The sequence below is a fragment of the Mycolicibacterium diernhoferi genome (assembly GCF_019456655.1).
GTDB classification, from domain to species: Bacteria; Actinomycetota; Actinomycetes; order Mycobacteriales; family Mycobacteriaceae; genus Mycobacterium; species Mycobacterium diernhoferi.
This window is the reverse complement of the sequence record NZ_CP080332.1, coordinates 5100030-5112445: the sequence shown is the minus strand read 5'-3', so window position 1 is coordinate 5112445 and position 12416 is coordinate 5100030. Positions and strand designations below refer to the sequence as shown.

Here is a 12416-nt window from a genome sequence, read left to right as displayed (position 1 = left end):
CCTAGTCGGCATGAGCAGCAACACAGATCTCTATCGCGACGCCCGGGATCAGCTCGTGGACGTGATCAGCGATTACGACAAGGCCGTGGCGACGTTCCGCTGGCCCGCCATCACCGGATCGTTCAACTGGGCGATCGACTGGTTCGACGTCATCGCCCAGGACAACCACCGTCCCGCCCTGTGGATCGTGGAGCAGGACGGCAGCGAGACCAAGCTCAGCTTCGCCGAGATGGCGCAGCGCTCCGACCTGGTCGCCACCTGGCTGCAGAGCCTCGGCGTCGGCAAGGGCGACCGCGTCATCCTGATGCTCGGCAACCAGGTCGAACTGTGGGAGTCCATGCTGGCCGTGGCCAAGCTCGGCGCGGTGGTCATGCCGACCACCGGCGCGCTGGGCACCGCGGATCTGGCCGACCGGATCGAGCGCGGCGGCGCCCGGTTCGTCATCGCCAACGCCGCCGATGCCGGCAAGTTCGAGGGCATCGACGCCGAGTTCACCCGCATCGCCATCGGTGAAGCAGACGGCTGGCACCGCTACGCCGACGCCGCCGACGTCAGCTCCGCCGGCCCGTTCGAGACCGTCACCGAGGTCGGCGACCCGCTGCTGGTGTATTTCACCTCCGGTACCACCAGCAAGCCCAAGCTCGTCGAGCACTCGCAGGTGTCCTACCCGGTCGGGCATCTGTCCACGATGGCCTGGATCGGCGTCACCCCCGGCGACGTGCACCTGGCCATCAGCTCCCCGGGCTGGGCCAAGCACGCCTGGAGCTGCTTCTTCACCCCGTGGATCGCCGAGGCGACCATCTTCGTCTACAACTACGACCGGTTCGACGCCGCGGCCCTGCTCGAGCAGCTCCACCGCGCCGAGGTGAACACGTTCTGCGCCCCGCCGACGGTGTGGCGGATGCTCATCCAGGCCGACCTCGGCGCCAAACCCGAAGGGCTGCGCGAGATCCTGGGTGCCGGCGAGCCGCTCAACCCGGAGGTCATCGGCGCCGTCGAACGGGCCTGGGGCCTGACCATCCGGGACGGGTTCGGGCAGACCGAGACCACCCTGCAGATCGGCAACACCCCCGGCCAGCCGGTGAAGGCGGGCTCGATGGGCCGCCCGATGCCCGGGGTGCCGGTGGTGCTGGTCGACCCGCTGACCGGCGATGTGGCCGACGAGGGCGAGATCTGCCTGGATCTGGTCGACCGACCGTTGAATCTGATGACCGGATACCTGGGCGACCCGAAGCGCAACGCCGCGGTGATGGCCAACGGCTACTACCACACCGGCGACGTCGCGAGCCGGGACGAGGACGGCTACATCACCTACATCGGCCGCACCGATGACGTGTTCAAGTCCTCGGACTACAAGGTGTCGCCGTTCGAGCTGGAGAGTGTGCTCATCGAGCACCCGGCGGTCATCGAGGCCGCGGTGGTGCCCCAGCCCGACGACACTCGACTGGCGGTGCCGAAGGCCTACGTGGCGTTGGCCTCGGGCTGGCAGGCCGACGCGGACACCGCGAAGTCGATCCTGGAGTACTCCCGCGATCATCTGGCCCCGTACCTGAAGGTCCGCCGGGTCGAGTTCTTCGAACTGCCCAAGACCATTTCCGGCAAGATCCGGCGCGTCGAACTGCGCAGGCGCGAAGATGAGGCACATGCCTCGGGCAGCCCGATCGAAACCGAGTACCGATACGAGGATCTGGTGATCTGATGCAGAGTTACGACGCAGGCCCGACCGACCATGAAGCGGGCACGGCGCCCCTCATCGAGGACACCATCGGTGCGAACTTCGAACGCACCGCGGCCGCGCATCCCGATGTCGAAGCGCTGGTCGATGTCGCGCAGGGACTGCGCTGGACCTACCGCGAACTCAACGACGAGATCGACGTGGTGGCAAGGGGATTGCTGGGCCGCGGGATCGCCAAGGGTGACCGGGTGGGTATCTGGTCGCCCAACTGCGCGGAGTGGACCATCGTGCAGTACGCGACCGCGAAGATCGGCGCGATCCTGGTCAACATCAACCCGGCCTACCGCACCCACGAGCTGAGCTACGTGCTCAACCAGTCCGGCGTGCGGATGCTCATCTCGGCGACCTCCTTCAAGACGTCGGACTATGTCGCGATGGTCGGTCAGGTGCGCGCCGAGGCGCCGACGCTGCGCATGGTCATCTTCCTCGGTACCGAGGACTGGGCCGCATTGCGGGACGCCGCCGTCCCGGCGCAGCAGCTGCGGGAGCGGATGGACAGCCTGTCCAACACCGACCCGATCAACATCCAGTACACCTCGGGCACAACGGGTTTCCCGAAGGGTGCGACGCTGTCACACCGCAACATCCTGAACAACGGATTCTTCGTCACCGAGGGCATCAATCTCAAACCCGGTGACCGGCTGTGCATCCCGGTGCCCTTCTACCACTGCTTCGGGATGGTGATGGGCAACCTGGGCTGCACCACCCACGGCGTCACCATGGTGATCCCGGCGCCCGGCTTCGAACCCGGTATCACGCTGGAAACCATCGAGGCCGAACGCTGTACCGGGGTGTACGGGGTGCCGACGATGTTCATCGCCATGCAGAACCATCCGAGCTTCGCCGATCGGGATCTGTCGAGTCTGCGGACCGGGGTGATGGCCGGCGCGGTGTGTCCGATCGAAGTGATGAAGCGTTGCATCAACGAGATGCACATGGCCGAGGTGGCCATCTGTTACGGCATGACCGAAACCTCGCCGGTGTCGTGTCAGACCCTGCACGACGACGATCTGGAACGCCGTACCGCCACCATCGGCCGGGCGCACCCGCATGTCGAGATCAAGGTCGTCGACCCGGAAACCGGGGACATCGTGGAGCGCGGGCAGCCCGGAGAGTTCTGCACCCGTGGCTACTCGGTGATGCTCGGCTACTGGGAGGACCCGGAGAAGACCGCCGAGGCAATAGATCAGGACGGCTGGATGCACACCGGGGATCTGGCGGTGATGCGCGAGGACGGCTACTGCACCATCGTCGGCCGGATCAAGGACATGGTGATCCGCGGTGGGGAGAACGTCTACCCCCGCGAGATCGAGGAGTTCCTCTACGCGCACCCGGATATCGAGGACGCTCAGGTCATCGGGGTGCCGGACACCAGGTATGGCGAAGAGATCTGCGTCTGGATCAAGTTGAAGCCCGGCGCCGAACGATTGGACGCCGAGGCCATCCGTGAGTTCGCGACGGGCCGGTTGGCGCACTACAAGATTCCGCGGTACGTGCATCTGGTCGACGAGTTCCCGATGACCGTCACCGGCAAGATCCGCAAGGTGCAGATGCGCGAGGAGAGCGTCCGGATCCTGGGGCTGGCGAACTCGTAGTTGCGCTGCGGGCGGCCACCTCTGGTGGAAGAGTTGGTGCATGCCCGCCGTGCAGCCTGCCACCCTGGGACGGCGGGTGTGCGCCGTGCTGGCGGCGGGATCGGCCGTGCTGCACCTGATGATGCTCGGCCACGCCGGTAACCCGGTGCTGGGCGTTCTCATCGTGGCGATGGCGCTGGTGTGCCTGTACTGCAGCTACGAGTTGTGGCGTGCCGGGTCGCTGCGCACCTGGTGTGTGGTCGCGGTGATGAACCTCGCCATGATCGGCGCGCACTGGTCGCTGCCGCAGCACCGTCACGGTGCGGTGAACCTGCAGGCCGACCCGGTGAGCGCGCTGATGGGTGTGGCGACCACGGTGTCGCTGGCCGAGGCCGTCATCGCGGCGGCGGTCCTGGTGGTGGCCACACGTCGGCGTGCGGCCAGGTTGTTCTGACCCATCGGCAAGAATGGGGGGCATGAGCGACGCTTGCGAGCGATTCATCAGCCGAACATGCGGTAACCGAGCTTGCGAGGCGGCCGCATGAGCTACCCGCCGCAGGTGCCCCCGCAGGCCCCGGTCTGCTACCGCCATCCCGGTCGCCAGTCCTACGTGCAGTGCACCCGGTGCGGGCGCTACATCTGCGGGGACTGCATGAACTCTGCCGCGGTGGGCCATCAGTGCCCGGAGTGCGTGGCCGCCGGCGCGGCCACCGTCAAGCCGGTGCACGGCCGGTTCGGCGGGAAGGCCGCCTCGGACACCCCGGTGATCACCTACACGCTGATCGCGCTCAATGTGGCGATGTTTGTGCTGCAGATGGCGTCCGGGCAGCTGGAGAACCGGCTGGCGCTGTGGCCGCCCGCCGTCGCCGGCGGCGAGTACTACCGGCTCGTGACGTCGGCCTTCCTGCACTACGGCATCGCGCACATCCTGTTCAACATGTACGCGCTGTACGTCATAGGCCCGTCGCTGGAGCGGCTGCTGGGACGGGTGCGGTTCGGAGCGCTCTACGGGCTGAGCGCCCTCGGCGGCTCGGTGCTGGTGTATCTGATCTCCCCGCTGAACACCGCCACCGCGGGCGCCTCGGGTGCGGTGTTCGGATTGTTCGGTGCGATCTTCGTGGTATCCCGCAAGCTGAACCTGGACGTGAAATGGGTCATCGGTCTGATCGCGCTCAACGTGGTGTTCACCTTCGCCGCGCCGTTGATCGGTGCGGGCGCGATCAGCTGGCAGGGCCACCTCGGTGGCCTGGTCACCGGTGCCCTGGTGGCCGCGGGATTCGTCTACGCCCCGCGGGCGCAGCGCACCCTGATCCAGGCCGCGGTGACGGGTGGGCTGCTGGTGTTGTTCCTGGCGCTCATCTGGTGGCGGTCGGCGGAGTTGCTGGATATGTTCGGCGGGTATCTGAACCTCCGGTGAGGTGTGCTGAGATTGGGTGGTGCCTGATCCTGAACCGGCGGTCACCGCCCGCGGTATCCGAATGCGTGGTCCCTGGGGCCCGGTCTACGGCCCCATCGATCTGGACGTCGACGCCGGCGGGGTGACCGCGCTGATCCATCCGGCCGGCACCGGGCGCACCGCACTGTTGCTCACCCTGGCCGGGCGGATGCGCCCGGTGGAGGGCACCCTGACCGTCTTCGGCCGGTCCGACATCCGCAAGATCTTCAAGGTCTCGGCACTGGCCAACATCGATGCACTGGACAAGATCGCCGAATCGGTCACCGTCGGTGACCTGATCACCGAGCAGTTGCGCTGGGACGCACCGTGGTACCGCTTCATCGGCAAGGCCGAGCAGTCCGACCTGGAGAAGATCTGCGCGTCGACGTTCGGTGCGGCGGCGCTGCCGGAGCTGACCGCGTACTTCGACGAGATCGGTGAGCTGGCGCAGGTGCTGCTGCGAATCGCGCTGGCCAACACCGGGACTCCGCCGCTGCTGGTGGTCGGCGACCTGGACGGGATCACCGACGACGAGAACCGCGCATTCGTGCTGGACCGGTTGACCGTGCTCGGCGAGCACCAGACGGTGATCACCGCATCCGCCAACCCGGTTCCCGGGGCCCGTGCCGAGATCAAAGTAGAGGGTGACTAGCCGATGCTTGCTGGAATGTCTTTGGGCACAGATCTGAAACGTTTCTCCCGCGGGGCCATGCCGCGGCTCGCGCTGGCGGTGGTGGTGCTGATGCCGCTGCTCTACGGCGCCATGTACCTGTGGGCGTTCTGGAACCCGTTCGACGCCGTCAACAAGGTGCCGGTGGCGTTGGTCAACGAGGACAAGGGCACCGTGGTGGACGGCGAGACGCTCGACGCCGGCGCCGACGTGTCCGACGCGCTGGTGAATTCCGGGCAGCTGCAACTGCATCTGGTCTCGGCGGCCGAGGCCGCCGACGGGCTGAGCAGCGGCAAGTACTACTTCACCGTGACGCTGCCGGAGGATTTCAGCGCCAACATCGCCTCCCCGAACAGCGATGCGCCGCAGCAGGCGCACATCGACTTCAAGTTCAACGACGCGAACAACTACCTCGGCTCGATCATGGGGCAGAACGCCGCGCGCGAGGTGATCAACCAGGTCAACGCCAGCATCGGGGAGCGCACCCTGGAGACGGTGCTGACCGGTCTGAGCGACGCCGGTGACGGCCTGGTCCAGGCCGCCGACGGGGCCGAGCAGCTGGCGACGGGCAACGCCGAGGCCAACGACGGTGCGCAGCGCCTCGCGGCCGGGGCGGGGGAGTTGACCGCCGGGTTGAAGACCGCCCGGGACGGTTCGGCGCAGCTGATGGCCGGGACCCGGCAGCTGGCCGACAAGGTCGACACGGCCACCGGCCCGCTGCTGGAGATGCTGGACCGGCTGGCCGGTGCCCAGCTCAACCCCGACGAGGTCGCCCACGTCGCGCAACGGCTCAGCGCTGCGGTGCGATCCACCACCGACCGGATCGCCGCGCTGAACGTCGACCAGCTGCACGCCGCGGCGATCGTGGACCAGGCTCTCGGCATTCTGCAGACCAGCCCGGACCCGTCGGTCCGGGAGGCCGGTGACGTGCTGGCGGGTGCACAACGGTTGCTGCGCGCCAACGGGATCGACCCGGCCACCGATGCCGGTCTGATCCGGTTGCGCGACAGTGCCGCCCAGTTGGAGAACGAACTGGGTGACCCGAACAGCAAGCTGCGGGTCTTCATCACCCGCGCGCTCGACGGGGGTCTGCGCAGCGATGTGGTCGCCCTGCAGGAGGGGGTGGACCGGCTCGACAGCGGGACGCATGCGCTCAACCGCGGGTTGGTGCAGTTGGCCACCGGGGGTGCCCAGTTGTCCAGTGGTGCAAACCAGCTCGTCGACGGCACGAAGAAGCTCGCGGACGGCAGTGAGGAGCTGGCGACCAAGCTGAAGGAGGGTTCGGCGCAGGTGCCGAGCTGGACCTCGCAGCAACGCACCGAGGTGGCGCGCACCCTGGCCGCGCCCGTCGGGCTGAACATGCAGACCGACAATCCGGCGGCCACCTTCGGTACCGGATTCGCGCCGTTCTTCCTGCCGCTGGCGTTGTTCATCGGCGCGCTCATCATCTGGATGCTGCTCAAGCCCATGCAGTCGCGGCCGATCGTGCAGGGTCTCGGTGGGCTGCGGGTGGTGCTGGCCTCCTACTGGCCGGCGCTGCTGATCGTGCTCTGCCAGGTCGCGGTGATGTACCTGGTGGTGCACTTCGGGGTCGGGTTGAAGGCCAAGCACACGCTGGCCACGGTGGCGTTCCTGCTGTTGATCGGTGCGACGTTCCTGGCGATCATCCAGGCGTTCAACGCGCTGTTCGGGGTGGCGGTGGGCAGGGTGGTGACGCTGGCCTTCCTGATGCTGCAGCTGGTGTCGGCCGGTGGCATCTATCCGGTCGAGACGACCGCCAAACCCTTCCAGATCCTGCACCCGTACGACCCGATGACGTACGCCGTCAACGGGTTACGGCAGACCATCGCCGGCGGTGTGGACTCCCGGCTGTGGATCGCGATCGCGGTGCTGGGCGGACTGCTGGTGGCGGCGCTGGCCGCGAGTTCCTGGGCCGCGCGCCGGGACCGGCAGTACACGATGGAGAGACTGAACCCGCCGATCGAGGTGTGACCGGCGGGGCGCAATCGCCGGGGCACTCAGCCCGGCAGCCCGATCTTGCGGAACCGGTGCAGCCGGGTACCGAGCCGCTCGATGCCCGACATCGTGCGCAGCCGGTGCAACTCACCGGCGATGGTCGCCGACAGCCGGGTGGTGAACTCCATCGGCTCGTCGGCGGCGTCCGGCAGCTCGGGCACGATGGCGTCCACGATCCCGTTGCGCAGCAGATCCTTCGACCGGATCCCTTGGGCCGCAGATAGTTCCGGGGCGTGCTCGGTGTCGCGGAAGACGATCGCGCTGGCCCCTTCCGGCGGCAGCGGTGCCAGCCAGCCGTGCTGGGCGGCCAGCACCCGGTCCGCGGGCACCATCGCCAGCGCCGGGCCGCCGCTGCCCTGCCCGAGCAGCACCGAGACCGTCGGGACCTCGAGTGTCACCAATTCCGCCAGACAGCGGGCGATCTCACCGGCCAGCCCGCCCTGCTCGGCATCGGCCGACAGCGCCGGGCCCGCGGTGTCGATGAAGGACACCAAGGGCAGCCGCAGCCCGGCGGCCAGCGCCATCCCGCGCCGGGCCCCACGCAGAGCCTCCGGGCCGAGCATGCCGAGCCGACGCTGCCCGAGCACCACCGCGGGCTGACCACCGAACCGGGCCAGCGCCACCAGCGTCTGCCCGGTACTGGTGCCGTGCTTGATCCCCGGGTCGCTTCGCTCCTGCCCGCCGGTCGCCGACAACACCACCGGGTCGGTCGCCCCGTACCGCAGCACGTACTCCGCGCCGGGCCGGTCCGGACGCCGGGATGCCAGCACCGAATCCCAGGCCGGGATGTCGGGTGTGTCCGCGGTGAAGGGGACCGGCGGGGGCGGGCCGGGCGGATCGCAGATCACCCCCAGCGTGCGGCCGAGCACCGCGCGCAGCGCGTCGAGTGCCACCACCCCGTCGATGACGCCGTGCCGGTACAGGTTCTCCGCGGTCTGGACCCCGGGCGGGAACTTCTCGCCGTAGAGGTGCTCGTAGACCCGGGGACCGAGGAAGCCGATCAGTGCGCCGGGTTCGGCGGCGGTGACGTGCCCGAGCGAACCCCAGGACGCGAACACCCCGCCGGTGGTGGGGTGGCGCAGATAGACGATGTAGGGCAGGTGCTCGCGTTTGTGCAGTTCCACAGCGGCGGCGATCTTCACCATCTGCAGGAACGCGACGGTGCCCTCCTGCATGCGGGTGCCGCCGGAGGCCGGTGAGGCCAGCAGGGGCAGCCGTTCGGCGGTCGCGCGGGTGACGGCCGCGGTGATCCGCTCGGCGGCGGCCACCCCGATGGATCCGGCCAGGAAGTCGAACTCGCAGGCCAGCACGGCTACCCGCCGCCCGAAGACGGTGCCCTCCCCGGTCAGCACCGACTCGTCGAGCCCCGACTTCACGGCGGCCGCGGCCAGCTCGGCGCGGTAGGAATCGGACTCGGCGACCTGCAGGGGAGCGCTGTCCCAACTGCGGAAGGAACCCTCATCCAGGACGGCATCACGTAGTGCCAGCGCACTGCTCACGGCTAAAGGCTATATAGGCTGGGGTTCATGATTGGAGTGACCCGCGAAGGCAATGTCCTCACCCTGGAGATGCAGCGCCCCGAGCGCCGCAACGCACTCAACGCCCCGCTCGTCGACGGACTGCGGGAAGAGATCGAGAAGGCCAGCCAGGATTCCGCGACCACCGGTGTCCGGGCCATCGTGCTGACCGGGCAGGGCCCGGTGTTCAGCGCGGGCGCGGACCTCTCCGACGCCGAGGGCGTGGCCAGGGATCTCCCGGAGAAGGCCAAGGAACTGAACCTGGCCATCGACGCCAGCCCGGTGCCGGTGATCGCCGCCCTCAACGGACCCGCGATCGGGGCCGGGGTGATCCTGGCGATGATCTGTGATCTGCGGGTGGCCGCTCCGGGCACCTTCTTCCAGTTCCCGATCGCCAAGTACGGGCTGGCGCTCGACAACTGGTCGATCCGCCGGCTGGTGTCGCTGGTCGGGCACGGCCGGGCCCGCGCCATGCTGATCGCCGCCGAGCGCCTCGACCTGGAGACCGCGACGCAGACCGGGATGGTCAACCGGGTCGGCGATCTCGCCGACACCCAGGCCTGGGCAGCCGAGATCGCCGGGTACGCACCGCTTTCGGTGGCGCACTCCAAACGTGTCCTCAACGACGACGGCGCGTACGAGGAGCCCTGGCCGGCCCACAAGGAGGGCTTCGACAAGGCCTGGGCCAGCCCGGACGTGATCGAGGCCCAGGTCGCCCGGATCGAGAAGCGCACACCCAAGTTCCTCGGGGCCTGATGTTCGGGCAGGCGGCACGGGTGCTCGGCGGGACCGCGGCGGTGGTCGCGGGCGGCTGGGTACTGCGTGCCGTGCAGGGCGCCCCGACCGCGCTGGGCGCCGCCGACATCGGTACGGCCGCCAAACGCTCGCCGAACTACCGCGACGGTGTGTTCGTCAACCGGGAACCGGCCTCGCCGGCCCAACTGACCCGGGCGGATCAGTTCGCGCTGGTGCGCGATGTGCTGACCGGCGGCCAGGCCCAGCACCCGCCGCGGGAGATCCCGGTCGTGACGCCCGCGCTGGACGTCCCGCCCGCCGATGTGGCCGTCACCTGGTACGGGCATTCGTCGGCGCTGATCGAGGTGGACGGCTACCGGGTGCTGGCCGACCCGGTGTGGAGCCGGCGCTGCTCACCGTCGCGGGTCATCGGCCCGCAACGCCTGCATCCCGTGCCGGCCGAACTCGACGAGCTGCCCGCCGTCGACGCGGTGATCATCAGCCACGACCACTACGACCACCTCGATATCGACAGCATCAAGGCGCTGGCCCGCAGCCAGCGTGCGAAGTTCTACGTCCCGCTGGGAATCGGGGCGCATCTGCGCACCTGGGGTCTGCCCCCGGAACGGATCGTGGAACTGGACTGGGACGAGGGCGCCGACCTGGGGTCCCTGCGCCTGGTGTGCACCCCGGCCCGGCACTTCTCCGGCCGCTTCCTGACCCGCAACGTGACGTTGTGGTCGTCGTGGGCGCTGATCGGGCCGCGGCACCGGGTGTTCTTCGGCGGGGACACCGGCTATACGACCGCCTTCACCGGGATCGGCGACGCCTACGGACCGTTCGATCTGACCCTGATGCCGATCGGGGCGTATCACCCCGCCTGGCCGGACATCCACATGGATCCGGAGGAGGCGGTGCGGGCGCACCGCGATGTCACCGACACCGGGCTGCTGGTGCCGATCCACTGGGCGACCTTCCGGCTGGCCCCGCACCCGTGGTCGGAGCCGGTGGAGCGGATGCTGGCCGCGGCCGCCGCCGAGGGGGTCGCGGTGGCCACCCCGAAACCGGGTCAGCTGGTCAGCTCCGCAGCGATCGATGCGTGGTGGCGGGACTGACCGGCTAGCGTTGACGCCGTGAGACTGATCTTGTGCGTCGCTGCGGCGGCGCTGGTGGCCGGTTGTGCCTCCGTGCCGGCACAACAACCGGCCGTGCCGGTGGGCTCCGATGTGCCCCCGCCGCTGGTGCCCGCGATGCCCTTGCCGGACAACGCCGTCGAGAATGCGGTCGGCAAACTCGATGGCATTGCCGAACGGCTGCTGACGGAATCCGGGGTACCCGGGCTGGCCGTGGCCGTCGTGCACCAAGGGAAGACGTTGTATGCCAAGGGCTTCGGGGTGAAGGACATCCGCACCGACGAGGCGGTGGATGCCGACACGGTGTTCCAGCTGGCCTCGGTGTCGAAGTCGGTCAGCAGCACCGTCGTCGCCCAGCAGGTCAGCGAGAAGGTGGTCGGCTGGGACACCCCGGTGGTCGACAAGCTGCCGTGGTTCGAGTTGTCCGACCCCGTGGTGACCCGGATGGTCACCGTCGGCGACCTGTTCTCGCACCGCACCGGTTTGCCCGACCACGCCGGCGATTATCTGGAGGACATCGGCTTCGGGCGTCGGGCCATCCTGGAGAAGCTGCGCCAGCTACCGCTCGATCCGTTCCGAATTTCATACGCTTACACCAACTTCGGACTGACCGCCGGGGCAGAGGCGGTGGCCGTGGCCGCCGGCAAGAGCTGGGACCAGCTGGGCCAGGATGCGTTGTTCGGGCCGCTGGGCATGGATTCGACGAGTTACCGCTTTGCCGACTTCGCGGAACGTCCGAACCGGGCAGTGGGGCACACCCGGGTAGACGGGGCGTACCAGCCCCTGATGGTGCGTGAACCCGATGCCCAGGCGCCGGCAGGCGGCGTGAGTTCCTCGGTGAACGACATGACCCGATGGTTGGCGATGGTGCTGGCCGAGGGTGCCCATGACGGCAGCCAACTGATCGATCGCGAGGCGCTGTTGCCCGTGCTCAGCCCGCAGATCCTGTCCAGCCCGCCCAGCGAACCGGCGATGCGGTCGGGTTTCTACGGGTTCGGCGTCAACCTGAGCACCTCGTCGGGGGCCCGCACCGAGGTGAGTCACTCGGGGGCATTCGAGTCCGGTGCCGGAACGAACTTCCTCATCCTGCCGTCGGCAGACGTCGGTATCGTCGCACTCACCAACGGCACCGCATCCGGGGTGCCCGAGGCGCTGACCGCCGAGTTCAGCGACCTCGTGCAGTTCGGCGAGGTCCGCGAGGACTGGTACAAGCTCTACAAGAATGCGCTGCTACCGATCAGTGCGCCGGTGGGCTCCCTGGTCGGCAAGCCGCGGCCGGCCGACCCGGCCGCCGCCCAGCCCCTGCCGACCTACGCCGGTGTCTATCAGAGCGAGTACTGGGGTCCGGCCACCGTGTCGGAACGGGATGGGAAACTGGCACTGGCACTGGGCCCGCGTGGCGACAGCTTCGAGTTGGAGCATTGGGACGGCAACGTCTTCACCTTCACCCCGATGAGTGAGAATGCGCCGCCCGGAACGATTTCGAAGGCCACGTTCGACGGGGACAAGCTCACCGTGGAGATCTGCGACGAGGACGGGAAGGGTGCGTTCTTGCGATGAGCGCTTGCGCGAAGAGAGTAGAGCACCGATGAACGCTCGCG

General features: G+C 68.6%; 10 protein-coding genes. 9 read left to right on the top strand and 1 reads right to left on the bottom strand.

Annotation, left to right across the window (positions count from 1 at the left end; genetic code table 11):
- Positions 1-10: 10 nt before the first annotated feature.
- The 6 genes from K0O62_RS24160 (at position 11) to K0O62_RS24135 (ending at position 7406) form a co-directional block, all read left to right on the top strand.
- A complete protein-coding gene (locus K0O62_RS24160) occupies positions 11-1699 on the top strand; it encodes an AMP-binding protein (protein WP_073858968.1) in 1689 nt (562 codons plus the stop codon).
- A complete protein-coding gene (locus K0O62_RS24155; protein WP_073858967.1) occupies positions 1699-3330 on the top strand; it encodes an AMP-binding protein in 1632 nt (543 codons plus the stop codon). The genes K0O62_RS24160 and K0O62_RS24155 overlap by 1 nt, the downstream gene beginning before the upstream one ends.
- Positions 3331-3370: 40 nt before the next feature.
- On the top strand, positions 3371-3763 hold the full coding sequence (locus tag K0O62_RS24150; RefSeq protein ID WP_073858966.1) for a hypothetical protein: 393 nt from the start codon (positions 3371-3373) through the stop codon (positions 3761-3763).
- An 87-nt stretch (positions 3764-3850) separates the two neighbouring features.
- Positions 3851-4726 carry a rhomboid family intramembrane serine protease gene (locus tag K0O62_RS24145; protein WP_073858965.1) on the top strand — a complete coding sequence of 292 codons (876 nt, stop codon included), beginning with the start codon at positions 3851-3853 and terminating at the stop codon, positions 4724-4726.
- Positions 4727-4745: 19 nt separating this feature from the next.
- The gene (locus tag K0O62_RS24140; protein WP_073859049.1) at positions 4746-5396 is read left to right on the top strand and encodes a hypothetical protein; all 651 of its coding nucleotides are present in this window, start codon (positions 4746-4748) and stop codon (positions 5394-5396) included.
- Positions 5397-5411: 15 nt separating this feature from the next.
- Positions 5412-7406 (top strand): YhgE/Pip domain-containing protein, encoded by a 1995-nt coding sequence (locus K0O62_RS24135; RefSeq protein ID WP_205870659.1) that lies wholly within the window; start codon positions 5412-5414, stop codon positions 7404-7406.
- A gap of 26 nt (positions 7407-7432) precedes the next feature.
- Here K0O62_RS24135 and K0O62_RS24130 read toward each other — a convergent pair whose 3' ends face one another.
- Positions 7433-8929, bottom strand: a complete 1497-nt coding sequence (locus K0O62_RS24130; protein WP_073858963.1) for an acetyl-coenzyme A carboxylase carboxyl transferase subunits beta/alpha — start codon at positions 8927-8929, stop codon at positions 7433-7435.
- A 27-nt stretch (positions 8930-8956) separates the two neighbouring features.
- Between K0O62_RS24130 and K0O62_RS24125 the strand changes: the two genes are divergently transcribed.
- Genes K0O62_RS24125 through K0O62_RS24115 form a run of 3 tightly spaced genes read left to right on the top strand, consistent with a single transcriptional unit; the run spans position 8957 to position 12375 of the window.
- A complete protein-coding gene (locus tag K0O62_RS24125; RefSeq protein WP_073858962.1) occupies positions 8957-9703 on the top strand; it encodes an enoyl-CoA hydratase in 747 nt (248 codons plus the stop codon).
- On the top strand, positions 9703-10797 hold the full coding sequence (locus K0O62_RS24120; protein ID WP_073858961.1) for an MBL fold metallo-hydrolase: 1095 nt from the start codon (positions 9703-9705) through the stop codon (positions 10795-10797). The genes K0O62_RS24125 and K0O62_RS24120 overlap by 1 nt, the downstream gene beginning before the upstream one ends.
- Before the next feature lie 18 nt (positions 10798-10815).
- Positions 10816-12375 (top strand): serine hydrolase, encoded by a 1560-nt coding sequence (locus tag K0O62_RS24115; protein WP_073858960.1) that lies wholly within the window; start codon positions 10816-10818, stop codon positions 12373-12375.
- Positions 12376-12416: the final 41 nt, after the last annotated feature.

What these genes read in the sequence shown, in the direction of transcription:
- K0O62_RS24160 (WP_073858968.1), top strand. Translation starts at nt 11, where the DNA reads ATGAGCAGCAACACAGATCTCTATCGCGACGCCCGGGATCAGCTCGTG.
- K0O62_RS24145 (WP_073858965.1), top strand. Translation starts at nt 3,851, where the DNA reads ATGAGCTACCCGCCGCAGGTGCCCCCGCAGGCCCCGGTCTGCTACCGC.
- K0O62_RS24135 (WP_205870659.1), top strand. Translation starts at nt 5,412, where the DNA reads ATGTCTTTGGGCACAGATCTGAAACGTTTCTCCCGCGGGGCCATGCCG.
- K0O62_RS24155 (WP_073858967.1), top strand. Translation starts at nt 1,699, where the DNA reads ATGCAGAGTTACGACGCAGGCCCGACCGACCATGAAGCGGGCACGGCG.
- K0O62_RS24150 (WP_073858966.1), top strand. Translation starts at nt 3,371, where the DNA reads ATGCCCGCCGTGCAGCCTGCCACCCTGGGACGGCGGGTGTGCGCCGTG.
- K0O62_RS24120 (WP_073858961.1), top strand. Translation starts at nt 9,703, where the DNA reads ATGTTCGGGCAGGCGGCACGGGTGCTCGGCGGGACCGCGGCGGTGGTC.
- K0O62_RS24125 (WP_073858962.1), top strand. Translation starts at nt 8,957, where the DNA reads ATGATTGGAGTGACCCGCGAAGGCAATGTCCTCACCCTGGAGATGCAG.